Origin of the sequence: Bdellovibrio sp. 22V, from assembly GCF_030169785.1 — a bacterium.
Classification (GTDB): Bacteria; Bdellovibrionota; Bdellovibrionia; order Bdellovibrionales; family Bdellovibrionaceae; genus Bdellovibrio.
The window spans coordinates 948323-972088 of sequence record NZ_CP125854.1 but is presented as its reverse complement, the minus strand read 5'-3'; the positions used below and the strand labels follow the sequence as shown (position 1 = coordinate 972088).

At 47.2% G+C, this 23766-nt stretch carries 23 protein-coding genes; 7 read left to right on the top strand and 16 right to left on the bottom strand.

Translation table 11 applies throughout. The features are described from left to right. Position 1 precedes the first annotated feature (1 nt). From QJS83_RS04680 to QJS83_RS04640, 9 genes are all read right to left on the bottom strand, one after another. Entirely contained in the window at positions 2-685 is a 684-nt protein-coding gene (locus QJS83_RS04680) for a DUF4956 domain-containing protein (protein ID WP_284607946.1), read from the bottom strand. Between the two features lie 174 nt (positions 686-859). Then, positions 860-1576: a hypothetical protein gene (locus QJS83_RS04675; RefSeq protein ID WP_284607945.1), complete on the bottom strand. Its 717-nt coding sequence runs from the start codon at positions 1574-1576 to the stop codon at positions 860-862. Positions 1577-1617: 41 nt separating this feature from the next. Further along, positions 1618-2667 carry a hypothetical protein gene (locus tag QJS83_RS04670; protein WP_284607944.1) on the bottom strand — a complete coding sequence of 350 codons (1050 nt, stop codon included), beginning with the start codon at positions 2665-2667 and terminating at the stop codon, positions 1618-1620. A gap of 144 nt (positions 2668-2811) precedes the next feature. Next, positions 2812-3135, bottom strand: a complete 324-nt coding sequence (locus QJS83_RS04665; protein ID WP_284608790.1) for a YkgJ family cysteine cluster protein — start codon at positions 3133-3135, stop codon at positions 2812-2814. A 60-nt stretch (positions 3136-3195) separates the two neighbouring features. Further along, positions 3196-4341, bottom strand: coding sequence for a polysaccharide deacetylase family protein (locus QJS83_RS04660; RefSeq protein ID WP_284607943.1), 1146 nt, complete (start codon positions 4339-4341; stop codon positions 3196-3198). Between the two features lie 9 nt (positions 4342-4350). Beyond that, positions 4351-5775 carry a GumC domain-containing protein gene (locus tag QJS83_RS04655; RefSeq protein WP_284607942.1) on the bottom strand — a complete coding sequence of 475 codons (1425 nt, stop codon included), beginning with the start codon at positions 5773-5775 and terminating at the stop codon, positions 4351-4353. Positions 5776-5877: 102 nt separating this feature from the next. Then, a complete protein-coding gene (locus QJS83_RS04650; RefSeq protein ID WP_284607941.1) occupies positions 5878-7146 on the bottom strand; it encodes an MFS transporter in 1269 nt (422 codons plus the stop codon). After that, positions 7143-8423 carry an O-antigen ligase family protein gene (locus tag QJS83_RS04645; RefSeq protein WP_284607940.1) on the bottom strand — a complete coding sequence of 427 codons (1281 nt, stop codon included), beginning with the start codon at positions 8421-8423 and terminating at the stop codon, positions 7143-7145. Before QJS83_RS04645 ends, QJS83_RS04650 begins: the two co-directional genes overlap by 4 nt. Beyond that, positions 8423-8974 (bottom strand): SLBB domain-containing protein, encoded by a 552-nt coding sequence (locus QJS83_RS04640; protein WP_284607939.1) that lies wholly within the window; start codon positions 8972-8974, stop codon positions 8423-8425. The genes QJS83_RS04645 and QJS83_RS04640 overlap by 1 nt, the downstream gene beginning before the upstream one ends. A 98-nt stretch (positions 8975-9072) precedes the next feature. On the opposite strand from QJS83_RS04640, the gene QJS83_RS04635 reads away from it, so the two are divergent. Then, the gene (locus tag QJS83_RS04635; protein ID WP_284607937.1) at positions 9073-10104 is read left to right on the top strand and encodes a coiled-coil domain-containing protein; all 1032 of its coding nucleotides are present in this window, start codon (positions 9073-9075) and stop codon (positions 10102-10104) included. A 34-nt stretch (positions 10105-10138) separates the two neighbouring features. On the opposite strand, the gene QJS83_RS04630 is transcribed toward QJS83_RS04635, so the two are convergent. Beyond that, positions 10139-11134, bottom strand: coding sequence for a 3D domain-containing protein (locus QJS83_RS04630; protein WP_284607936.1), 996 nt, complete (start codon positions 11132-11134; stop codon positions 10139-10141). Between the two features lie 121 nt (positions 11135-11255). Between QJS83_RS04630 and QJS83_RS04625 the strand changes: the two genes are divergently transcribed. After that, on the top strand, positions 11256-12545 hold the full coding sequence (locus QJS83_RS04625; protein ID WP_284607935.1) for an Hsp70 family protein: 1290 nt from the start codon (positions 11256-11258) through the stop codon (positions 12543-12545). Between the two features lie 35 nt (positions 12546-12580). Here the strand turns inward: QJS83_RS04625 and QJS83_RS04620 are convergent, their stop codons facing one another. The 4 genes from QJS83_RS04620 to folD are packed head-to-tail and all read right to left on the bottom strand — an operon-like array spanning position 12581 to position 16914. Next, positions 12581-13885, bottom strand: coding sequence for a class I SAM-dependent rRNA methyltransferase (locus QJS83_RS04620; protein WP_284607934.1), 1305 nt, complete (start codon positions 13883-13885; stop codon positions 12581-12583). Between the two features lie 3 nt (positions 13886-13888). Beyond that, positions 13889-14992, bottom strand: a complete 1104-nt coding sequence (locus QJS83_RS04615) for an esterase-like activity of phytase family protein (protein WP_284607933.1) — start codon at positions 14990-14992, stop codon at positions 13889-13891. Position 14993: 1 nt separating this feature from the next. After that, a complete protein-coding gene (locus tag QJS83_RS04610) occupies positions 14994-16034 on the bottom strand; it encodes an aromatic ring-hydroxylating oxygenase subunit alpha (RefSeq protein ID WP_284607932.1) in 1041 nt (346 codons plus the stop codon). 22 nt (positions 16035-16056) lie between these two features. Next, positions 16057-16914: a bifunctional methylenetetrahydrofolate dehydrogenase/methenyltetrahydrofolate cyclohydrolase FolD gene (gene folD / locus QJS83_RS04605; protein WP_284607931.1), complete on the bottom strand. Its 858-nt coding sequence runs from the start codon at positions 16912-16914 to the stop codon at positions 16057-16059. 179 nt (positions 16915-17093) lie between these two features. On the opposite strand from folD, the gene QJS83_RS04600 reads away from it, so the two are divergent. The 5 genes from QJS83_RS04600 (at position 17094) to QJS83_RS04580 (ending at position 20268) form a co-directional block, all read left to right on the top strand. Beyond that, positions 17094-17387 (top strand): hypothetical protein, encoded by a 294-nt coding sequence (locus tag QJS83_RS04600; protein ID WP_284607930.1) that lies wholly within the window; start codon positions 17094-17096, stop codon positions 17385-17387. Positions 17388-17478: 91 nt separating this feature from the next. After that, entirely contained in the window at positions 17479-17757 is a 279-nt protein-coding gene (locus QJS83_RS04595) for a Flp family type IVb pilin (protein WP_284607929.1), read from the top strand. A 336-nt stretch (positions 17758-18093) separates the two neighbouring features. Beyond that, on the top strand, positions 18094-18822 hold the full coding sequence (locus QJS83_RS04590) for a hypothetical protein (RefSeq protein WP_284607928.1): 729 nt from the start codon (positions 18094-18096) through the stop codon (positions 18820-18822). 96 nt (positions 18823-18918) lie between these two features. After that, positions 18919-19395 (top strand): hypothetical protein, encoded by a 477-nt coding sequence (locus QJS83_RS04585; RefSeq protein WP_284607927.1) that lies wholly within the window; start codon positions 18919-18921, stop codon positions 19393-19395. A 9-nt stretch (positions 19396-19404) separates the two neighbouring features. Then, positions 19405-20268: a hypothetical protein gene (locus tag QJS83_RS04580; protein WP_284607926.1), complete on the top strand. Its 864-nt coding sequence runs from the start codon at positions 19405-19407 to the stop codon at positions 20266-20268. On the opposite strand, the gene QJS83_RS04575 is transcribed toward QJS83_RS04580, so the two are convergent. Further along, positions 20265-21548, bottom strand: a complete 1284-nt coding sequence (locus QJS83_RS04575; RefSeq protein ID WP_284607925.1) for an amidohydrolase — start codon at positions 21546-21548, stop codon at positions 20265-20267. The genes QJS83_RS04580 and QJS83_RS04575 overlap by 4 nt on opposite strands. A gap of 52 nt (positions 21549-21600) precedes the next feature. Next, positions 21601-23754, bottom strand: coding sequence for a coiled-coil domain-containing protein (locus QJS83_RS04570; RefSeq protein ID WP_284607924.1), 2154 nt, complete (start codon positions 23752-23754; stop codon positions 21601-21603). Positions 23755-23766: the final 12 nt, after the last annotated feature.

Genomic DNA, 23766 nt, shown 5'->3' with positions numbered 1-23766 from the left:
ATTAAACCTCAATGACCGATTCTTGATTCATAAAATTCAAGCCTCGGACGGACTGAACTTTTCCGAGATCTTCAACAAGCTGTGCAGAAGTTGCCTGAGGTTTCAAACGAACTTGGTAAGAAAAATCAAGACGCTCGCCCTGACCAACTTCGCGAATCGTTGCCAATGCGAAGTGGCGGCACTTTTCCTCCAGGATGTTCTCGACAGCCCGCTGTTCATCCGCGGAACGAGACAAATTAAATCTTAAAAGTCCATCGAACTGCGGTCCAGCGGCGAAGGGTGATCCTTGCAAAATAACTAAGGCAAGAACGAAGCACGCTGTACCTAGGACAGCAATTCCATAAGCATGAACTCCAGAGGCCAGTCCAACCGCCAAGGATGCAAAGATAAAGAACATATCGCGTGGATCTTTGACGTTCGTGCGAAAACGCAAAAGAGACAAAGCCCCGATCATCCCGATACCGCGAGCGACGTTGTCACCGATGGCTTGCATCGCGATCGCAATCACGATGGGTAACAAGACAAGACCGTGCAGAAAATTAAGAGAATAAGAAAGACCTCGAAAAGTTTTGACATAAACAATCGCCAAAACTGTTCCGAGAATAAAGCTAAGTAAAAAAGCGTAGATAATCGAAATCCATGTCGGATTCGAGAATGAAGAATTCAGCACGGAAAAGTCCAACATAAAGGCTCCTCAAAAGCCTCGCCACTATTGAACTATCGCGCATTAAAGTCACATGACAGTCTAGTAAGACACTTCAATTACTTGCCCAGCGACAGTTTTTTCACAGACATCTGAGGCGTGATCGCTAGCTTTCTTGTCTGTAAGAAATACTGATTCAGTCACGATATCTGAGATTTAAAAACGAAAACCGATTTTTCCGCTGTACATGGAATCGACATAACGATCAATTTGCAAAGCGATAAACATTTTTGCAACGTCGACGTTGATACCGAACACCGTATGATCTTCAACCACATCTTGTTCGATGGTTTCTCCGGTATCTGTCAACCCGCCGTAAAACTTCCCGGCGGCGCGCACGCGACCACCGCCGACATAGATGGCAACGTTATCCATTGTCACCGTCGCAAGCAAGTCCGTACCGAAAGTTGAAACGCCTAAAAGATTTTGGAAGTTGGCTCCGCCACCATAGACTGTCGCTGTTAAAGTCAGAGGAAAAAAAGAAGCTTCGTAAAAACCCCAGCGGATCTGACCACCGAAAGTTTGCACCTCTTCACTTTGCGAGAACGGAGCAAAATAAACCATGGTGTCGATGTTGTAATAAAGACCTTTGCCAAAGTTCAAAGTGTAGTAATTGTATTCGCCTTTGTCGTTCGTCTTGTCGCCAAGGCTCGCTAAATCTTCGGCCGGAATGAACTGTGATGACAGACCGACTTCAACACCTGAATACCCACCCAACGGATAAGGATTGTCGAGCGTTTTTGCCGCCGAGCCCATTCCCAAAATTTGCAGCATGCGTGTGCGATCGGAGGAGCTCAGATTTCGCGGCAAATCTGTGGCCGCCCAAGCAAACGAAGAACTTAACAATAGAAAAAGAAAAATACGCATCGCCATGAGAGGCTATTGTTGACCACAATGACCGGGGCTGTCCAGTTTTAAAGAGCAGCCACCGCTGTTGTTTGAATTTGACTCAAAGCCGAACTTGCAAGACCTGCAATTGTCGCATCTTGGCTTTGTGAAAGCTGTTGGAAGATCGGAATGAACTTCGCGTAACCGGCAACTCCGTTCACAACCACGTCACCACGCGAGTTGCGTGGGTCCGAGCCTGGGTTCACACCGTCTTTAGCTTGTTGGTGACCATGCTTCACTACTTCAACCGCTGTCATGACAACTTCTGCATTGGAACTTTGCAGAGCTGACGCCAAGATTGGCAAGCGTCCTGAAACCGCGTAAGTCAACAAGTACGCGTGCGCTTGCGTTTGAACTTCCGGAGTCAACTGATCGTAATACTGTGCCGTGATGCTGAAGCTTTTCACGTTATAGGCGCCTTTAACTGCAACCAATCCCAAAGCTTGAACCTCTGATTTATTGTTGCGGAAAAGATCCGTCACGATCGTATAATACATTTGCTCGTCAATTTCGTTATTCGAAAAGGCCGCCATAAGTTTCGCGACATTTTCTTTCGTTGGCTGCGCCATTAAAAGCGCGCGCCATTGATCTCCACCCATCACATTCTTATCTTCTTTAGCTTGAGCTGGATTGGAATTGTTCGCAGTATCGCTGTAGTTTTGGTTATAGCGCTGTCCTTCTGGGAAGATCTCATCGCCGCCCAATGTTTTTGTATCGTTACCGCCAACAACTTGCACGTCGACTTTAGGCTTTCGAGCCTCCGCCGTCTTTTTAGTATCCTGTTTTTTCTGCGCTACGGGCTTCGCAGGGGCCGCCTTATCGTTCTTTTTAGCATCAGCCGTTTTGGCCGCTTCTTTTTTCGCAAAAGGATTTACGTATTTTCTAGAAACTTCACGGTCACCAAGATCGAACAAAGAAGCCAAGAAGGACTTCTTAGGACGTGGCATTTCGTAAACCACTTCCGCCTCGCTCAAAACCGCTTGAACAGGAGTTTTCAAGACATAACCGAGTCCCCCCACCAGCAAAATGGCGAGACCGAGAATCGCAGTTTCAAGTTTTCTGTCATTGAAGCCCATAAAGCCTCCTGTTCTTACAGACTGTAAGAGCAGCGCTTGTGCCACGAGGGAAGCCATATAGAGGACCTGGCACATACCAGCCTGAGACAGAGACAAACTTGCGTAAAGGGGTGTCTAGAACACTGACAGTCTCAATGTGAGACGCTATTGCGAGGACCCTGGACAAAATCCAGGGCGCGGCCCTATAGAGGGAAACTGACGGCAGGTATCGGGTCGCTTGTCATAGACAGTGCAAAGGCGCGTTTTTGAGTCGAGAAAAAGACAGTCGCGGTTGGCTTTTTGCGAGAGCATGAAGAACTCCGTACCTTGACGGTAAGAGACAATGAAGCCCTCTTTAATTAAACGTTTCGCCATTTTTTTTATGGAGCCCGCTGCCTCATCTTCAGTCACGAGTTGCAGGCGGATTAAATCTGAAAGCTTCACTTCCACAGGCATTGTGCAACAGCCGCCCCAGCAGCCTTTGCACATATCCGTTTTATATAATTTCCAAGTCGAAGGACGGTCTACGTCAGGTCGTTTCATTTTCCATTACGGAAGAGGATTGCTTCTCTTCCTCACCAATTTACTGTTGTATCTTGCATTCGGGTCTGCCGATTGAAGTAATACAACACTGAAGCCTCGCATGTAAAGTTCGCGCAAGAACTGCGGCATAATTTCCGCCGTTCTTCTTTGAATATCATGGAACAAAACGATCCCGCGGCCTTTCGCATCCACTTGAGCCAGGGTATTACGAAGAAGATTTTCATTGGATTGCCCGCGCCAGTCTTCGCTGTCGATCACCCACGCAAATTCCGCCGTCGAATTCGCCTTTAAGAACTGGCGGAGCTCAGGACTTCCTTCCGCATAAGGAAATCTAAAGAAAGGATCTACCCATCCCAAGATGTCATAGATTGCTTGATGGCCGCCTTTGATTTCAGCGACAGCTTCATCAAAACTCAAATTATAACCGTTGTTTCTACGGCAAGCGGCGCTCGTTCCCAAACATTTGTGTCCAATGGAGTGACTGCCAATGGCGTGACCGTCCGCCGCGACTTTTCTGACGATTCCAGGATTCAGCGACGCGTTTTTGCCAAGCTGGAAAAAGATCGCCTTTGCATTCACTTCTCGAAGTGAGCGCAAGATCGACTCTGTGTAAACTCCCGTAGGACCATCATCAAAAGTCAGAACGATTTCCTTGCGGGCGACATCCCCGTAAGAAGCGTAGTACCCTTTTGAGGTATCGCGCTTTTGCACGTTATCGGAAAAACGGAAATTGTTTGGCGAAGGCTGCGTCGAATTCGCGTCTACCGCAACAGGCAGCGTTTCTCTTTCTTTGCTAAAGAAGATGTCGAGTTTAGATAAAAGTTCGTTCTTGCAGGAAGTCACCAGCGGAGCGTTACTTTTTCTGCGCAACTCTTCTTCGAAAATCGTAAGAGCCACTCCATCCAGCGAGTGCAGCGCCGTACATAGCTCACTTTTCATTTTATCTTGCTCGCTAGGGTTCTTCTTAAAATCTTCGCGCCACTGCGCAAACAAAGTTTCCGGATTTCCTTCCGAGAGTTTCCACTCCATCAGGTTCTTGGCTTCTTTATTATCCGTTACCGCTTTTTGAACGCCGGAATCGTATTTATTACCGCAACCAATCAACACAGATACCGACAACAACAACAATCCGCTTACGCACGACTTCATCATAATCACACCCTACTGAGAGATATCGCTTCCTTGTCCTACATTAAGAACATTCCAAGCGATTTTCTCTTGGTCTGTTTCCTCAACGTCACCATCTTTTTTAGGCTCCGGCTTTTTCAGACTGAATTTGATTTTTGAATTCTCGATAATCACGCGTGGATCCACGGAGTGGTTGTCGAAGATAACCAAGTTGCGCGACGCTTGCGCCGTAACCACATGCGGATTCCAAAGGTACCGGAAATAAATAACCAAAGATCCCGCAAATTGACTGATAAGCAAGGACAGCAAACCTAAGCTGAGCAACCCGATCTGCGGCAAAGTGCTTTCCCAGCGGGCTCTTTCCAAAACTTCGAAACGCGTATCGATAGAGATTTTTTGCGCCTCAAGTTTCGCCAATGAAGTTGAAAGCTCTTTATACCGCGCAAACTCAAGCTCTGACTTCTTTTTTAGGTCCTCGACCATTTGTGCGGCAAACGGCAACTGACGGACTTCTTTTCTGAGACGATTAATACTGCTTTGAATTTGGCCGAGTTTTGAAGACAGCAAACTGTTTTCAATTTTAAGACCTTCAATTTTACCGCCCACACCATAAAGAGAACTTTCTCTTTGGCCCGTGCGGCCTCTTTCAAGATATTGAATCATTTTACGATTCTCTGCCATCTTGAGCTTGATTTCATTAGCGCGAACAATGAGCTCCGACACGTAGTCACCCATTTTTTCTTTGGCCGCCAACGGCATCAAGTTTTCATCTTTGTTTTGCAGGTCCGCGAGTTGTTTTCCAAGCACCGCCAGCTTTTGATCAGCGTCGGTTTTCTGTTTCGCCATGAAGTTCTCGACACGAGCGATCTCTTCCAGTTCTCTTTTCTTAAGCGTTTCCGCCGCCAGCTCAGAGGCCGTGTTTGACAAGAACAAAGAAAGTGACTTAATCGGAGTCACCGCGGAAACCTTGATCGCAAAGTCCGAATCTAATTGGATCCGAGTCCATCGATCCAGAGTTTGCAAGACTTCAATACGGTTCGCCGGCTTCTCATTTAAAGCGGCAAGATATTTTTCCTTAAAGATGTCGAAGCCTTTTCTTTCCTCCATCGTGATGGAAGGACTGTTGCCACGCACAGGAATTCGCTGCAGCAAGGCTTCGTAAAACTCGCGCGTTTTTAAATATTCAATGTGTTTGGAAAGAACGCTGCTGCCTTTTTTTGATTCTTGAACGGATTTGGAAAGACCAAAAAACTGATTCGAAAACGCCTGCAAAGACGAGTTCTGCGAGTCGTTAATAACTATCGTCGATGATGCGACGAAAGGAATTTTGACTGCATAGATAAGCGCACTAATGCCAAATAGGACCGCGGTAAACAAGACGAACATTCGCCAATGGGACAAATAAAGCTTTATAATTTCGCCAACTGTTAACTCAGGTTCAATATGTTGATCACTCATATTTCCCCACCTTCTGTGATACGTCCCCTCAAGCACTGGTTGTGCCACTGAAATTCAGCCTTGGCCTCTGTTTAATCTGTAATGAGGATTAAGACTTTGAAATTAGTTCAGGGGTGTGCGGTGAATTGACAGCCTCCACAGGATCAGAACTGATCCAATGAAGAAGCAGCCTGTAAGAGGACCAATGGCAAAACTAAGTCGGACAAATGACGACTCCCCATCTTCGACACGAGCCCATGCCAGAATTTGCCCGGTGACAGCCAAGGCCAACCCTCGAGAGATCTTGCCGATCATCCGCCAAATTCCAAAATAGAGGCCGAGTTCATCGCGACCGGTACGCACCTCTTCCTCTTTCACGATATCGGTCAATAGCGACTCCAAGAGAACTGCAGAACCCACCAGTGCGCCAACCACTCCGGAGGCAAATATTAATGTCCACAACAAGCGTTGCGAAGGTAAGAGCGGATAAATAAGCGAAGCCGAGATTCCCAAAATAAAAACGCCGCCCATAAGCGCTTTGCGTTTTGCCACAAAGCGAACCAGGAAAAGCCACAGCGGAATCGAAAGCGTAAAGACCACGAGGAAACTCAATAAGACTGTGCGTATTTCTTCTTCGCTTAAGCGCAAACGCTGCCGGTAATAATAGAGCGCCAATGAAGAGTTAAATGTCAGTCCCATATTTGCCACAAAGTAAGCGGCCGCCAATGGCATGAAGTGTTTGTTCTTTAAAGGCGACACCAACGAAAATTTTGCGTGCGCCACAGTTTGCGTGACGGGTTTATTATAAGTACGCGCCGTCAACCAAGAGATGCTTGTGCCAATTGCAAGCAGACCGACAATGACCCACGCGGTTTGCGCGTAAGGATCTGCTTCCTTTGCGATAATAAAATAACTTGGAACTGCGATACCGAAAATCGCACCGAGATTGGCAAAAGCCAAACGCCACCCGATCAATCGCGCGCGCTCTCGCTCATCTTGCGACAGATCTCCAACGAGAGCGGAGTAAGGAACGCTTAAGGCTGTGTAAGCGGTGTTCACCAACAAAGAAAAAAGCAAGAGAAAGAAAAACTGGCTCCAGGCGTTTTTGAGAACCGGAGGATGCAAAATTCCTAAGACAGAAAATGATAAAAGCAGAAATCCCCAAGGCAGAAATGAATAGCGCTCGCCCCGGCGCATACGCACGCGATCGGAATAGTAACCCACAATCGGATCAATGATGGCATCCCAAAAAATCGCAAGGCCAAGAGCTAAACCGGCCAGCGCCGAGTTCATGCCCACATGTTCAGTGTAGAAAACCAGGAGATGGAGTCGCAAAAAGATCTCAACACAGTTTATGCCGAGTTCCGCGAAACCATACCCTGGGCCCTTCATGATTTGTCCGTCTGCGAGACCGACATGGCGACAAAACCAAAGACCATCCAATACAAACGATCCGCCATGCCGCCAATAGAAAGATGGATGTGATAAATCACAAGAATAGGTATATGAGCCAAAAGATATATCGCCACTTGCCGTTTGGCGATGTCGAAAGATCCAAGAGCTTTAAAGGATCCAATGATCATAAAGATCACAGCAAAACCGCTTAGAATAAGCAACGGCCATCCCCCGATCACGCCCGCGGAAATAAATATATTATGGGGATCTTTCATCGCATTATAGTTGGAAACGTCAACCTCATTACCCGATGCAAACTTTGACAGAAGCCCCTGACCAAACCACGGTTCCTGCATAAAGATCTGACTGCCCCTCTGCACTTCCTCCCAGCGAGACGCGATACCGTCTTGCGCCTCTCGATTTCCTAAAGCGCTTTCGCCTGTCGCAACACCGTGTGCGAAATCATAAGCTTGCGGGCCGAAAAAAAGAGAGAAGGTAATTGCAATGGATACGAAAGCAAACTTGAAGATACGTCCTTCGTTCGTTTTCGTCTGATGCAGAATCATTGTTACGATGAAAGCCAATAAAGCTGCCGCTGCCGCGGAACGAGTTCCCGTTAAGATGATCGCGGCAAAACTTCCGCCAAGAACCAACACATTCCAAATCTTATGTTTCAAATTTCCATCTTGCAGAAAAGTGCCCAGTGAAAAAATAAAAGCCACCGTCGCACACGTCACCATGTGGGGAATATGCTTAAAGACGCCGACAAAACGGCCGCCTTTAAAAACACTGCCACCGGCGACAAAGTACAATATCAGTGACAAGAGAACTAAAGCCCCCGACCAGCGCTGTATAAAACGAAGAAAGTCTTCAACAGACCACAAGCTCGGAATGATCAATCCGTAAATACCCACCATGAATAGAGAAACACCCAAGGCGCCGATTTGCATAATCGTCGATTCACTCGGATTGACGTAATGAGCCTGCAACAGCGTTTGCACCGTTAAAACCAGCATCATCACGTATACGAACAACTTATAAAAACCACTCAGATGATTCCGCTCCCGCACGCGCAACCACATCAAAATCAAAGGGAAACCGAAAAGAAAACAAAGAAAGACGTTAACGAACGGATGCAGTCCGCCTTGAAAAAGGAGAAAGGAAAAATTGCGTGGAATAGGCAAAAGGCTCCCCAATGAAACTTTGGAGATAAAAATCAAGGCCACCAAGGCCTTGATCAAAAACCGAATGCGACCATCCCGAGCTAAAAGCATTACTTATCCGTGTTTTTATCGATAAGAACCACAGTCAATACGATGCCCAATACTACAGATAAAATCGTGATTCCGCGAGAAGCCTCTTGGCTGATCCAGGGCGTACGTGGAGGTACATAAATAAAATCATCTTGAGCGAGCTTCAGATTTCTTGCTCCGCCATATTTAATAAACTTTTCCGCATCGACTTCATATGCGCCCTGATATTCGCTGATCGCTTTGGATTTAATCTCGGCCCAGCTCTTAGGCTCCATCTTGCGAACCAGAATTTCAGAAAGATCTCCGCCGTTTGTCGTCCCGCCGGCCAATGTCACCAGCTTCAAAAGATCCGTATTCGCCGGGACATAATAAATTCCGGGTTTATTGACAGCACCCAAAAGCTGCACAGTGATCAAGGATTCCTTAGGAGAAGATCTAAAGATGTATTCAGAAGCTTGCTGAGGAGGTTTAATGTCGCTCAACAATCCCATGTCTTGAGCATGCGCCGTGCTCACACATGTTAAACAGAAGATAAAAGCCATAATACCGCGTAGAACTCTTTGCACCGTCATAACTGTCTCCTTCTCACCCTGGACCTAAATCGAGAGCCTCGACTCTTGTCAATAATATTCGATGACTTGACTTCGGTCTGTGCATCACAATGAAGTCTATGACGACTTCCGTTCCTGAGCACGAAAAACTTTTTAATGAAATTTGCAATAAACTCAATGAGCTTAGCACTCAGAATCAAGGAGAGGAGCCACTTTTGCCTCCACAACCGAAGTATGAGCAAATGCAAGTTCAGATGAAGAAATTCCATTCAGAGTTAAAAGGCACACAAGAAGAGCTTCGCGAGAAGATCAAAACTCTTGAGAACGTGTCTTACGGACCTGAAACGTTGGACGCACAAATCAAACAATTGGCGGATCAACTTTCAGCAGAACGCGCGAACAACACAAAGATGAGTGCTGACCTGGCGAAATCTTTAGAGTTGAGTTTACAACTTCAACTGGAAATCCAAGGTCTTAAAGCGCGTGCTTTGCAAATGCAAAGCGAAGAGAAAAAATACAGCCAAGCGCTTTTTGAAAAGAACAAAGTTTTGCAAAGAGACCTCGAGTTGAATCAAGCTCTCAAAGACGAAACGGCCATGGAATTGATGAAGGCGAAAAGCGCCTTTGCCAAGGAACAAGCTCTTTGGGAAGAGCAGCGCGAACAGTTTGAAATGCAGATTCAAGGTTTGCGAAACGACAAACATGAGATGCAACAAACGATTGAGGAACTGCAAGCCACTGTGGCAGAACGCGATCAAACGATCTCGTCTTTGAATGAGGAGATCGAAAAAATCTCGGCGTCATTCAGCGAAGTGGAATCTTCCGCCCAACAACAAAACGATGTGCTTAAAAATCTGATGTCTGTGGCGGAAACCAAAATTGTCGAAATGAAACTCGCTTTGGACAAAAAAGCTTTGGAAGCCCAGGACTACTACAGCCATCTGCAACAGGCTTTGACTCAGTTGGGAGTTTTAAAGCAAGAAAACGCGGCTCTGAAAGAATATGTCGCGAAATTAAACTACTACCATCAGCAAGCACAACATGCACAGATGGCGGTGGCACAAATGGCTCAAGTCGCAGCGGCGCAAGTACAAGCGCCTCAGCAACAAACGGCGCAAATGACCGGCACGACCACGAAAGTCACCCAATAAAAACAAAAAGCCCGCTGCAAACAGCGGGCTTTTTTTATTTCAATTCAAGATTTTCATTTTCAGCGCTAAGAACGATCAAATTCTTAGGAGGAAGTTGCGGGAAGCCTCTTGTCTTTAGGATCTTCTTCGCCGTCTCGCCTTTGACTCGGAAATAAGGAATGTTGGTATTGACGTCGCCAAAACCGATTCTCTTAAACGGATTGGCAGAATCGTTCCAGCTATAAAAACCGCTATAGAAATCAAAGCGCCCGTAACCCTTAATGCCGTGACCCTGATCACGGATTACAAAGTAGCCCGTGTGCTTCGAGCCATCCGGAAGAACCAACCCCACAACAGCCGGAATATAAATAACCTCACCGGGTTTATAAATCTCAAGATCCGCTGCCAATGTGTAAAATGGATCCAAACAAGAACTCTGAACTCCGTAACCAAAGCGGCATCCATCTTCTTCAATCTCGAAAAAACGCGCCTGGCCGCCAAAAACGCCGATGATATTAAACGTATGTGTTTTTTCTTTTTGAATCACAGCACAAGAACCTTGCAGACTGCATGTCGCTAAAGTTCCCGGGCATACGCTTAATAGAACTTTTCCACCGACACCATGAAGATTTACTTTTGTTTCGCAGGTTTTTTTATCTTCGTTGATCACCGCAAAATAGTACACCGTCGGCTTCAAAACACCCGGTCCCACCATTTCATTTTTTGGCGGTGCCGTTGGCGCGACAGGTTGTTTGGGCGTTTCTGGAACAGAAGGAATAGTGGGCTCGCCGGGATTGGACTCTGGCGATTTTTCTTGAGAGACTTTTTCTTTTTCCTTCTCTTCGACTTGAACCTCTTCCACAGTTTCATTGGCATCAAACTCCGGAGCAGGAATCATATCGATTTCCACGGGAGTTTTGCCAGCCACCATGGGCCCCGCAATATTGGCGTTCATGTTCCCGCAGGACACCAAGAACGTCGTAAGAATGAAAAGACTCGCGAACTTCATAGAACCTCTCGCACCCGCGCAGAATACCAATTTCTTTTTCATGGGTGGGAGACTAATTGGTTCCCTTGAAAAGAGGAAAAAAACGGTGACAAAGAACGGCTTTTCTCGACCAAAGGGCCCGCCGACGTTTGTGGAAGTTGCGAGAATCTGCTAGGTTTTCGTGATGAGCACAGATAGTTTTCTTTCCATCGACTTCGGGACCAGCAATTCACTTGTAGGCGCATATCACCAGGGAAAAAGATTTGAAGCCCTGCCTTTGGACGAAAAAGCCGCCGATCCCACGATGATGCGAACTCTTCTCTACTTTCCAAACCCGGATCTTTGTTATTACGGTGCCGACGCCATTGAACAATATATTGAGCAGGATATGGAAGGGCGTCTTTTCCGCTCTTTTAAATCGCATCTTCCGAACCAAAACTATCTGGGAACTGTTCTCGACAACCGTATTCTGACCTTAGAGTCTTTGATTGGTATTTTTCTTCTCGAACTCAAAAAGAGAGCTGAAAAAATATTAGACACTTCGATTGAGAAGGCCGTGATCGGCCGCCCTGCCCGTTACTCAATGGATTCGGTCGCGGATGGCTTTGCCCTCCACCGCATGCAAAAGGCCGCGACGTTTGCAGGCTTTAAAGACGTGCAGTTCGTGCCCGAGCCTTTGGCCGCCGCCTTCGATTATCGCCGCCAATTGCAATCGGAAAAAATCGTTTTGATCGGCGACTTCGGCGGAGGAACCTCTGACTTTACTTTGATCAAACTTCGTCCCGACGGTTTCGCCAAAGAAGACGTTCTGGCGATTGATGGTTGCCCGCTTGCCGGGGATGCGTTGGATAGTGTTTTCATGAGCCATCGACTGAACGAATATTTCGGTGCAAAGTCGCGCTACCGCCTGCCGATGGGCAGTAACGTTCTCACAATGCCGCCGGCCGTATCGCAAAGACTGAATCATCCTGCGCATATCGTGCATCTTAAAGAAAAAGACACTTATGAATTCATTCGCGAAGTAAAAAAGTGTTCCCTGACGAAAAAAGATGCCGACGCCGTCGAGCGATTGTTTATTCTGATTGAAGACCAACAAATTTTCCCGTTTTTCGAAACCATCGAAAAAACCAAACGCGGTCTTTCAAATTCTTCGGAAGTCCTTTTCGATTTCGATTATCCGGGATTAGAAATTAAAGAGAATTTTACGACGGCCCAATTTATTGAATGGGCCCATAACACACGAGAAAAAATCTTTGCCTCATTAGAGGAATGCTTAACTTCGGCAGGCGTTCCCGCCGAAAAAGTCGATCTTGTCTGCCTCACCGGAGGAACCGCCAAGGTCCCTTTCATCCAGCAGGAATTCGAAAAACGTTTCGGCCAGAAGAGATTGCAAACCCAATCGCACTTCCACTCCGTCCTTTCAGGCCTCACAGAATCCGCCGGCTTCTGGTCACAAGGCCAAAAAGTCGTTTAAGAGGTACCCGCTTCCCTTTGTAAAAGAAAGGTACCTTAGACGACGTAGTGGACGTACATTTTTAGGTAGAAGCCTTCTGGGAATTGCATCAGGGTTGGGTGGTCGGCAGCGTGACCTCCGCGTAAAACGCTACGCACTTCCGAGAAGTTTCGGAGTGAGGCTTTGCGAATAGCGTCGCGGAATTCTTCTTCTTCAAGAAGGCCCGAGCAAGAACATGACGCCACGAAACCGTTGCGTTTGATCATGCGGAAAGCATGTGTGTTCATCTTCAAGTAAGCCGCTTTACCGATAGGAATATCTTTTTTAGATTTGATGAATGCCGGAGGGTCCGCAATCACGATATCGTAATGCGCACTCGGCAACTGAGTCAGGCCTTCAGAAACATCCATTTCATGAACGATGACTTCAGCGCCCTCGCGTTCTGCATTTCTTTTTGCGAAAGACAGCGCCGTTTTCGACACGTCCACCAAAGAAACTTCAACTTCAAAGCCAAGAGATTTTAAGGCTCTCGTGATCTGTGTAGACCAGTGGCCCACGTAGCAGCACAAATCTAAGACACGGATTTTGCGCTTCTCTTGCGTCTTGGCCCAGTTTTTAAAGAGATTGATCGCCAAATAAATATTGTGCGTTTGATCGAGAAAGAAACCCGTTTTCTGGCCTTCCGCGACGTCACAACTCATAGCCACAAGGCCGTCGTCACTTGCCGCATTCAGCAGAATTTCAATATTGCTGAGATCAAACCCCGGAAGATCTTTGATCATCTTAGGTTCTTCAACATTCAAACCCTCGAGCTTGCGAATGTTGACGTCATTGCGAATAACGACAGCTGTTTGGTCCCAAGAGTATTCAGACAACCCTTGGGCTTTGGCTTTTTCAACCAAACCTTTAAAAAACTCTTCGGCATTTTTAAGCGCCTCATTCATGCCGGCAGTCACGAGTTGAGCTGCGAAAACCTGCGCCCTTTTTCCGTTTTGCTCTACCAAATAGTAATCCAAAACAAGGCCGGGAATATAATCCGATTCACCGAAGGCCAAACGGAAACTTCCGCGAAAGCCCGCCGCTTTACGCACGGACCATGCTTTCAAAACTTTATCTTGAAGAAAAGAAAAGCTTGTTGGCTCTTGATCCTGACTGGAAAAACTCAAAGCACGAAAAGCAATCAATGAATGAGGATTGCCGTAACCACGCGCTAGAAACTGCCCCTTGGCGTCTTGCAACTCGACTGGCGATCCGGGAATAAGACCCTTCGGGCTTGCAGAAAGTTCATTGGAAAAAACCCAAGGATGTCCGCTACGAATTCTTTTATCAGCTCCGGGACGGAGTCTCCACACTGTCATCATGACTTATTCACCTTCAACTGCGAAAACCAAGAACTCGGTGATTTCATTTTTGGAAAAATTATTGTCACCCATTACAAGCAGACTCTTACGACCGTCTGCCAAAGTCGGACCCCACGCTAGCGCCTCAAAGTTTTGAATTGTTTTTGCGCCACGCTCTTTCGTCAGATCTGTTTCAAAATCGATAAGCTTGATTTTTTCGACTCCGGTAAATTTACCATCACTCAGCTTCGCGAGGCCTGTAATATTCGTGCCTTTAGAAAGATCCACAAGGTACAATGCCACCGTTTGCGCCCACATGTTTTTAGAGAAAATGCGCACGCCTCTTTCAAGCACAATCAGCTTTGTTTCTGAAAGTGCCAGAATTTCCGAAACACCGCGGAAGACTTCTTTGCCTGCTTGATTGTCTTTGAACGCATCAACACGGTAGGCGTACTCTGCAACGGCTTTGTACCCGCCTTGTTGCCCTTTGTCTTCGTACTTAAGAATACGAATCCAGTCGCCCGTCGCATCTTCGCCAGAAACATAGTCTTGCTGTAAAGACGACTCCGTACTTGTGAACACAAATTTGCCGTCAGCAAAACTTGTCAGCCCTTCGAAGGCCGCATTGTTTTGAATGCCCTTTTTTTGTTGTCCTGTCGTTTCGGGCAAAAATTTATCGGGAACAGGCAAGTCAGATTTCCAGGCACCTTCGGAAGAGACGCGGAAAATACGCGGCATCTCGCGAGGCTTCGCATCGTTATTTCCTTCAGAGGAAATCAACAAATCTCCACTTGGCAAACGTACGAGTCCTTCCGGATCCACACCGGCTTTCTTTTCTCCTTCTGCAGGAAGACCCGTAATGAAATGCACAGCTTTCGGAGTCAACGTCACTGTTTTTTTATCGATCGTCACATCGAACTCGTAAAAGCGAGGCTCACCGGCTCTGCCTTTATCGTCGGAAAGCGCGAACAAAGTATTATTCTGCCAAACAATACCTGACAAACCACCGATGGTTGTCTTGTTGTACTTTGTGCCCGTTTTAATGGACGTCTCGCCGACATACTCGAGCTTCATAGCGAAAGCTTGAAGACTGAAAAGAAGAATTGCTAAAGACATTACAAATTTCATTTTAACTTCTCCAACGAAGTTCGGTTTCTTTCACGGGATGCTGGAATTCACGTTTTTGTTCAAGATGCTCGTGGTACTCCGTTTTCAAGGAATAGTACCACTTCGCTTGCGTATCGGCGTCTTTGATCAACATCAAACTTGGATCGTACTTAAGACCGTCTTGCTGTTTCGTCACGGCATCCATGTCCTGGCCCAAGAAATTTTTTGAAAAAGCATTCAAAGCCGGTTTCAAAAGAGAAAGCCAAGGAATATCCCAGTAAGCCAACTGCGTAACACGCGTGTTCATGTCATCCACAGGTGTGAGCGCCGTGAAGGAATAGAAATTGCGCGGACCTACTTCGATGTGCTCAACGCGCACGCAAGGCAAAGTGAAAGTAATTTCCGTCGTCGGAGCTCCGCCCAAGATTTTATACGCTTTGGAATTTTTCGAAGGTTGATGGCGAACCATTTGAAAACCAAAATCCACTGGAGCGAATTTCTTTTTCTTTTCAAGCATGGTTTTTTCAGAACGCCAGAACCAGCTTTTGTGCACATAAGGTCCATGTGCAGGATCCATCAGACCGATCACGGCGTGGTCCACGTGACAAGGAAAGTTCACGACATAGGTGAGCTTCGGTTTCACGTCTTGAGGCAAGGCCTTCATCACCGGAACTGCGGGAGCTTTCGTCATGTCATAATCTTTGTCGCCGACGAAAATCCAAATCAGACCTTGCGCCTCGTGCACAGGATAAGAGCGCACCTTGATTTTATTAGGATTCAAATCTTGATCAGGACACAACGAAGGAATCTCCGTGCACACACCGGAGCCATTGAATTTCCAACCGTGATAAGGACACTCCAGCTGATCATTCACGACACGGCCGTAGCTCAAAGGAATTCCGCGATGAGGGCAAATATCACGCATTGCGGAGGCTTTTCCCTTAGAGTCGCGGAAGAATACCACGGGCTCATTCATAATTTTTCGTGCTTGCGCTTTTCCGATAGCCAACTCATGGCTGGGAAGTCCCACATACCAAACGTTCTTCAAAAATCCAGTGTACATTAATTTCCTCTAACTCTGACTTCTAACGAAAACCGGCCCGCTTTTCTGCGAGCAAACATGTATTTTGCAACAAGGTCGCGATGGTCATTGGTCCGACTCCGCCAGGAACAGGAGTTGCTGCTTTCGCCCATCCTTCAAGCTCCTCAAAGCGCACATCTCCACAGAGTTTTCCTCCATGGCCGCTTTGGTGCATACCAACGTCAATTACGACCGAACCTTTTTTAAAGGCGTCTTTTCCTAACAACCGCGCTTTGCCCGCTGCCACCACGACGATATCCGCGTGCTTCGTGACTTCGTGAAGATCCTTCGTGCGCGAATGACAAAGTGTGACCGTCGCGTTGGCTTCCGTCAGCATCTGCGCCATGGGTTTTCCCACGATGTTGCTGCGACCGACGACAACCGCTTTTGCACCCTCCGTTTCGATTTGGTAGTGCTTGAGAATCGTCATGACTCCTTCCGGAGTGCACGGGCGCACCAAGGGTTTTCCAGCAAAAAAGTAACCAAGGGAAGCATAAGTTAAACCGTCGGCATCTTTTTCAGGGGACACCAGCTTCAGCACTTCATCCGCATTCAAGTGCGGTGGCAGAGGAAACTGAACCAAAATACCATCGACATTTTCGTCCTGGTTTAAAGCCATAATGTGATTGTCGAGTTCTTGCTGGGTGGTACTGACTGGAAGCGCATGAATGGTCGAGGTCATACCGACGGATTCGCAGGCGATTTTTTTATTGCGAACGTAAATATGGCTCGCCTTATCGTCGCCGACGATGATTACTGACAGATGTGGGGCTCTTCCCATGTCTTTGAAAAACTTCAGAACTCGCGGTGTGAGAGATGAACGCACTTCTTTGGCGACTTCCTTACCATTGAGAATGAGCATCGCGAACCTCCCGATTTTGTGTCTTCAATCTCGTCTATTTACTGAAGAAATTCAATGGTTTATTCCATGTCATGAAGCTCCAGAAAACGAGTCTAACTGAACTCTGACAATCCATTTTATTCTTGCTTAAAGACCCCAAGCCGTTGTACAAACCCTTTAAAACATTAGGGGATTTTAGAATGGCTGAAAAAGTTAAACTTTCCAAAGACGGCAGTTCCATTGACTTCGTACAATCTGACAGCCTTCCGACGTCCCTAAAAAAGTTCCGTCAAAGCCCCGAGATCGAGGGTTTCTATCGTTTTATCTTCGAAAACGATTTGCAAAAAGAAGCTTACGAAATCTTGGACCGTATTATTTTGCAGCGTAAGGCTAAAAAAGCCGGCGCTAAAAAAGAAGCCGCTGCTGCTGCCAAAGAAGAAAAAGCAGCTGCCGCAGCCAAAGCCGCCGCTGCTGCAAAATCTAAAAAGAAATAACAATAAAGTCCGGACCTCCGGACTTTATTTTTTGTTTCTTTCGCTTTAGGCCCCGCACCTTCCTTGCTTGTCCTCCCGCTGTGGAGGACTCATGCACAAAAAATCCCTTTTAAAAAATGCAAAAGGCCAAGGCCTTATCGAATATCTCATTATCGTGGCCATCGTCGCGGTCGGCAGTATTTCCGTTATCAAAGTGGTCGGAGCGAATATTGACGTGCAGTTTGCCAACGTCGCACAGGCTCTTGGCGGCAATGATGCCCGAAAAAAAGAGGCACATCAGGTCACAGACACGATGATCAAAAAGCGCGACTTCAGTGACTTCTTCGAAGGCGCTGTGAATCCTTCCAAGTCCGATTCACAACGGAAATAAAATGACACTCTCTTCAGAAAAGGGGCAGGGGCTGGTCGAAACGATACTTCTCCTGCCTCTCCTCATCTTAACCGGCGGAATTTTTATCGCTCTTTTGTATCGTGCCGTACTCTTTTGTTCCGCGGATTATCATCTGCATGAAGCCCTCGTTTGTCTCGAGGACTCGAGCCCCCGCGAGTGTGAGAAGGAACTCAAAAACAGAATAGCGCGACTGCTTGTTTTTCCGACAACTTACAGCGTGATCTTGCGGCGATCGCCGATAGCGCTGTCGGGATCCATCAGCTTCGACCTGAAGCCTCCGCTGAAAATCGAAAAACGGATATCCAAGAACTCGTTATGAAAAACGACAAAGGTTTTGCACTTGCGATTATTATCAGTCTCTTGCCGTTATTTCTTGGCGGCTTCCTTCTTGCTTTTGCAACAGCGGGTTTCATCGCTCATGATCTTTCTCTTAAACATATTTGTCGTGAAGAAGGATTGCGGACTCAGAAAAAGGTCGTGCCTCTGCTTAAAAAACTTCTTTCCTTAAACCCTTTGGCTCGCCGTCTGAAGGAACGCGAAGTTCGTGCACAGAAAAATCTAGCAAAAGCGCAAGCAACGGGATTGCCGAATGTCATCGCGGCCGCAGCAGCGGAGCTGGCACTAGCAAAACTTAGAAGGCTTGAGCTCGATGTAAAACAGAAACAACTGATTCAGGAAAGCAATCGCTTGTTGCGCACGAACCATCTCTTAACGCAACGAAAGCTGTCTTCGAGCACCCGAGGTCTTTCATCGGCGTTTCTCGAAATTCAAAATGTTCGAATAGATGGCACGGCTCCACGGCTGGCTGTGCGTCCGGAGCAAATGGAAATCGCTCCGGCTTACCATCCTCAGCCTGAGTTTGCACAAGCCCAGGCTTTGGCACACGAATGGCATTATCAAACCAAAGTACTTCCGCCCTTCTCGCATTTTTTGAGCGGAGTTTTTCAGTTTCGAAAATCGTGCTCAGTGACTTTAACAGAGGAAAATTCCCAATGGGTAGCAAAAATAATCAAGGGCAGATCTTCATTGAAGTCTGTTTGGTAATGTCTCTTGTGGTACTGGTCGGCTTCGCCGGATTTCACCAGCTTGCAAAGTTAGAAAAGACCTCAAGACGATTTCAATTTAGTGAAAGGACAACTCATGCTGAAAAAAGCTCTTACCTTCGCAAAAAATAATTATCTGCTTGTGGCTTTCTTGTTTCTTGGCGTTTTATCTTTTGTCTTTTCTAAATCTCCAGAAGACAAACCCGAAACCTTTATACCCGCGCCGAGATCCGTGGACACTTTTATTCCCAGAGGATTTGTTCTTGTGCCCATTGAAATTGCCAATGCCTCGTCCCTTGCCTCATTAGTGGGAGATGTCGGCGGCGTTGTCGATCTCTATCTCGCTTCCGGAGAGAATAAAAAAGGTGGATACAAAGTTGGCACAAAATTAAAACTGCTCCGTGCTCCTCTGAATCCTGAACAATATGCCGTTCTAGTTCGGGAGGATGAAAGTTCCCGCCTGCTAAGCCACACCGGTCCTTTTATTGCCGTGGTTCAGAACCCCGATGAGAAGGGCAATCAAGTGGCTTCGACCGCGACATCATCACGCATTCGCGTTGAATATCAAAACTAAGGATTACTTATGCGTATCTTTCTTTTACTTTTGCCTCTGCTCGTTGCGGTTCACGGGAAAGCGGAAACAATTCTGATACAAGCGCCAGGAAGCTCTCCCGGACGTTTTCGAGAATATTTAGATAGTCAGAAATCAACTTTACCGTACAGCGCCTTTGTCTTGCGTGGCTTACAAAAAAATGATCTGCAGGAGCAACGTCTTTTTCAATTAGCGGATTCTTTAGAGAGCGATCTCACAAACGTTTGGATCAATTTAAAAAACATTCAAACGACGTCACCGCTGACAATCACCAGCCTCCGTTACTTGCGGGATTTTACGGAAAACATTTTGAAAAGGAATTTAAGTGCAAACGAAAAAACAGAGGCTGTGCATTTGTATTGTAAGACGGCTTCTCTTTTAAACGAAGCTCCCGGAGCCTTTCGCTGTCCTACCGAGGTTGTTCTTTCATCGACGCTAAAGAAGGCGTTTCCTTCTGTGGATGTTATTGCCATAGAATCTTTGGCCTACTCTGTGTCCGAAGATTGGAGTTTTCAGATTGCGCCGCAAACCGCTTATCAATGGACGTTGGTATCAAACTCACAAAAGCCCGTTCAATTCTACGGCACTTTTGAACAGCTGCTTCACCAACACTTTGTTTTTACGAATTTAATCGAGGGCACTTGTGAACAGTTTTCCAATCAGGAGCTTGAATTTGAGCTCCTACAAAGAGGCCGGATTTTCTTTGATTCCCAATGTGTGCGAAATGCCGATCTTACAGATCGAAAAACTTGGATCGAAAGCAACAAACCCTGGCTTTATACCGCAGGAGTCGTGCTTCTTGGCGGACTCGTTTTATCGTTGCAAGATAAGTCGCTCGTGATTAATTCGCCTTAGTTCGTTTTTGACAATGAAAGTTCCAGCGGTTTGCCGTTGAAAACGATCTCGCGGACCTCATCGTTTTCAATGATCGTGTACGAATTGCCGGCAAAGTTGGGATCCGGATGGGCATGAACAACCGTGATGTCTCCGGTGAACTTTTTAATTTTGGCTTTCACACTTTCATCTAACGCCACTTTATTGCGCCAAAAAGAAGGCGGTTCGATCGGACTGTCACAGCCAAAGGACATTGGAATCTGAGCTGCCCGCAAAGCTTCCCATGGGAATACATAGCGATAAAGATCGCCCAGTTTTTCTTCAAGCCAAACACGGTCGCTCAGCCAGTGACATGGCTGCAAATGGCAACGTACATGCAATGGTTTCATCATCTGAATCGTTTCGGGTCTTAAAAGCTGCGTGTGCTCTAAATTCAAACGGCCCACGGCACCTTGAGCAGAAATCTTTCGTGCAGCTTGAACGATCAAATGTGCGGCCTCATCACCGATCGTATGAACGGAGAACTCAAGACCCGCGGCCCAAGTTCTTTTCAGAATTTCTTCAATATGCGACAACTCCCAAAGAGTCCGACCGCGAGCTCCCTCTGGCATATTACGATAAGGCTTTGAAAGATAAGCCGTTTCAGAACCTAAAGACCCGTCGAAGAAAACTTTCACGCCCTTACAACGAACCAAAGCTCTCTCATCCTGGCGTGCCTGAATAACAGACTTCAGAATCTTGTCGAAGTCTTGCAAGCTGTGAGAGGTGTAGTTCTCTTCAATGGCAACTGTGAGTTCCCCGCGATCCGCCAGCGTACATAGTGAGTTCCATAATGAATCCGTGCACGACATATCACGCACATGCGTAAAGCCTGCATTATTGAAAACACCGCACGCGGCAAGAATGTGCCCACGCTCTTGCGCAAACGTAAAAGCAGGCAAACGCTCCCAAGCTTGCAAATGATCTTTCTCTGTGAGAATGCCTGTCTCTGAATTGACGCCGAAATATTCCAATGCTTTGGAATTCACCCAGCAACGATGCCCGTCATTACGCGCAAAAAATACGGGACGATCAGGAAAAACTTTATCAAGAACATTTTTATGAGGAGCTTCGGGCCAAGCCTTGTCATCCCAGCCGAAGCCAATCAACCAATCGCCACGATAGTAAGCGGGATTATTAAGATCAATGGCGGCGACATCTTGTGCTTTTTGCATCCAGCCCAAATTCAAACCGGCGGCGAATTCGCCGGTGGCAAGAAAGTGAGTATGACTGTCGTAAAGACGCGGGATTTTAAAAAGCATAAGGCCCTCTGTTTTAGCAGAGGGCCCTCTTAATTTTAACTAAATAATTTTATTAGCGAGGTGCAGGGATCGGAGCAGGACCTGTTCCAGTCACACCGCCCGTTCCAGGGACAGGGATTGGAGAGATTGTAGCTCCACCGCCGACAGAACCCGGAAGAGGAGTGATCACACCACCACCAGTAACTCCGCCGATAGCTCCACCGATGCCGATACCGCCACCAATTGAACCACCGATGTAACCGCCCATGCCACCGTAAGAAACTTGCTGGATTCTATACAACAATCCGTAAAGTTCTTGTTGAAGGCCTGCAACGACTTGTTGTCTTTGCATTTGCTGTTGCATGTAAGACTGCTGTTGTTGGATGTACATTTGGTACTGTTGCATTTGCATTTGCATCATTTGTTGCTGCATTTGCAATGCGCCCAGGTTGCCACCCATCATCGGCATACCCATCATACCGCCAGCCATTCCGCCCATCATTGGCATTCCCATCATACCACCGGCCATCGGCATACCCATCATGCCTCCAGCCATTCCGCCCATCATTGCACCCATCGGCATACCCATCATGCCGCCGGCCATAGGCATTCCCATCATTCCACCCATTGGCATACCCATCATACCGCCGCCCATAGGCATTCCCATGACACCGCCAATAGCTCCACCCATCATGGCTCCCATTGGCATGCCCATCATACCGCCCATCGGCATACCCATCATGCCGCCGGCCATAGGCATTCCCATCATTCCGCCCATTGGCATACCCATCATACCGCCGCCCATAGGCATTCCCATGACACCGCCAATAGCTCCACCCATCATGGCTCCCATTGGCATTCCCATCATTCCACCCATCGGCATACCCATCATACCGCCGCCCATAGGCATTCCCATCATGCTACCCATAGGCATGCCCATCATACCGCCGATAACTCCGCCGATCATATTACCCATCGGCATACCCATCATGCCGCCCATCATTGGGTAGCCCATCGCTCCTGGGAATGGTCCACCCATACCCCAAGGACCGGCCATACCCCAAGGGCCCATGCCAGGCATATAAATTCCGCCACCAAGACCGCCCATGCCCATGCCGGCCATTGCATAAGGGTTGCCCCACATGCCGCCACCGTTCATGCCGCCGAAAGGTCCCATCATTCCGTAAGCGCCACCGTTCATTCCCGCACAACCGAAACCACCGGCACCGATACCGCCACCGATTGCTCCATAAATTCCGCTACCACCACCGATCGCTTGACCGATACCTTGAGCAAGGAATGGGAAGCCGTAGCCCCATGCAGGATATGGTTGAGTTGGCCAACCGATATTTGCATTCGCGTTCGCCACCATTTTATTTGTTTGATAACCCATGTAAGTGGCAGCCAGGCCAAGACCGATGTTACCGATCACTGAACCCCAGTCTGTTTCCGGTTTTTGATAAGTGTAACCGCTGCCTTGAGAGATACACTCGATACAAACGCCACCTTCAAGTTGTTCACGCTGTCTTTCACGTTGTTCATCAGCGTAATTTTGTTTTGAATCTTGAATGTCTTCTTTACTACGACGGATCAAGTTCTCGAGACCTTCGATCTCACGTTGAACTTTATTTGATTGAGCATAAGTTTTTCTGTAATCAGTAAGACCTTTTTTACAATCTAGAGACGTCGCACGGCCTTTCTCTGGTTGACGGAAACGAGAGCCGTCACACACGGAGCCGGAAACGGAGCCGCTTTTGTTAGCGTCACAAAGTTGCGACCATTCGCCGATCGTGAAAGAGCGAACTTCGCGCGAACCTGGAGCTTGAACAGCAACATCGCCTTGTTGTCCGCCGGCGATAAACTCTTCGTTGGCACCCATGCCTTTATACTCTTTACAGCTTACGTTGTTCTCGATGTGTTCGAACATGAACTCTGTGTAGTCTTCCGACACCACTTCTTCAACATCTCGGCGAGAACGCTCAAGATTTCTTTCCAATCTTTTCTTTTCTGTTTTCTTAGAGCGAAGTTGCTTTTCAGCTTCACGAATGGCTGCTTGCGCTTCTTTGATTTCATCGAGATAGCTCGAAGAACCAGCCGCTGCGGAGTAATTATATGGACAGGATTGCATCCCTCCATACATACCGGTGCCCCACATTTGAGCTTGAGCACCTACTGCAAAACTCATCACCACAGTGATTGGAGTTGCAATGCGCATCCATAATTTCATACACGATCTCCT

Coding starts and splice junctions, on each gene's coding strand:
- QJS83_RS04585 (WP_284607927.1), top strand. CDS start 18,919: ATGCTGAAAAAAGCTCTTACCTTCGCAAAAAATAATTATCTGCTTGTG.
- QJS83_RS04675 (WP_284607945.1), bottom strand. CDS start 1,576: ATGGCGATGCGTATTTTTCTTTTTCTATTGTTAAGTTCTTCGTTTGCT.
- QJS83_RS04620 (WP_284607934.1), bottom strand. CDS start 13,885: ATGATGACAGTGTGGAGACTCCGTCCCGGAGCTGATAAAAGAATTCGT.
- QJS83_RS04665 (WP_284608790.1), bottom strand. CDS start 3,135: ATGTGCAAAGGCTGCTGGGGCGGCTGTTGCACAATGCCTGTGGAAGTG.
- QJS83_RS04595 (WP_284607929.1), top strand. CDS start 17,479: ATGCACAAAAAATCCCTTTTAAAAAATGCAAAAGGCCAAGGCCTTATC.
- QJS83_RS04630 (WP_284607936.1), bottom strand. CDS start 11,134: ATGAAAAAGAAATTGGTATTCTGCGCGGGTGCGAGAGGTTCTATGAAG.
- QJS83_RS04580 (WP_284607926.1), top strand. CDS start 19,405: ATGCGTATCTTTCTTTTACTTTTGCCTCTGCTCGTTGCGGTTCACGGG.
- QJS83_RS04600 (WP_284607930.1), top strand. CDS start 17,094: ATGGCTGAAAAAGTTAAACTTTCCAAAGACGGCAGTTCCATTGACTTC.
- QJS83_RS04575 (WP_284607925.1), bottom strand. CDS start 21,548: ATGCTTTTTAAAATCCCGCGTCTTTACGACAGTCATACTCACTTTCTT.
- QJS83_RS04655 (WP_284607942.1), bottom strand. CDS start 5,775: ATGAGTGATCAACATATTGAACCTGAGTTAACAGTTGGCGAAATTATA.
- QJS83_RS04660 (WP_284607943.1), bottom strand. CDS start 4,341: ATGATGAAGTCGTGCGTAAGCGGATTGTTGTTGTTGTCGGTATCTGTG.
- folD (WP_284607931.1), bottom strand. CDS start 16,914: ATGCTCATTCTCAATGGTAAGGAAGTCGCCAAAGAAGTGCGTTCATCT.
- QJS83_RS04650 (WP_284607941.1), bottom strand. CDS start 7,146: ATGAAGGGCCCAGGGTATGGTTTCGCGGAACTCGGCATAAACTGTGTT.
- QJS83_RS04640 (WP_284607939.1), bottom strand. CDS start 8,974: ATGACGGTGCAAAGAGTTCTACGCGGTATTATGGCTTTTATCTTCTGT.
- QJS83_RS04590 (WP_284607928.1), top strand. CDS start 18,094: ATGAAAAACGACAAAGGTTTTGCACTTGCGATTATTATCAGTCTCTTG.
- QJS83_RS04615 (WP_284607933.1), bottom strand. CDS start 14,992: ATGAAATTTGTAATGTCTTTAGCAATTCTTCTTTTCAGTCTTCAAGCT.
- QJS83_RS04680 (WP_284607946.1), bottom strand. CDS start 685: ATGTTGGACTTTTCCGTGCTGAATTCTTCATTCTCGAATCCGACATGG.
- QJS83_RS04670 (WP_284607944.1), bottom strand. CDS start 2,667: ATGGGCTTCAATGACAGAAAACTTGAAACTGCGATTCTCGGTCTCGCC.
- QJS83_RS04645 (WP_284607940.1), bottom strand. CDS start 8,423: ATGCTTTTAGCTCGGGATGGTCGCATTCGGTTTTTGATCAAGGCCTTG.
- QJS83_RS04570 (WP_284607924.1), bottom strand. CDS start 23,754: ATGAAATTATGGATGCGCATTGCAACTCCAATCACTGTGGTGATGAGT.
- QJS83_RS04635 (WP_284607937.1), top strand. CDS start 9,073: ATGACGACTTCCGTTCCTGAGCACGAAAAACTTTTTAATGAAATTTGC.
- QJS83_RS04610 (WP_284607932.1), bottom strand. CDS start 16,034: ATGTACACTGGATTTTTGAAGAACGTTTGGTATGTGGGACTTCCCAGC.
- QJS83_RS04625 (WP_284607935.1), top strand. CDS start 11,256: ATGAGCACAGATAGTTTTCTTTCCATCGACTTCGGGACCAGCAATTCA.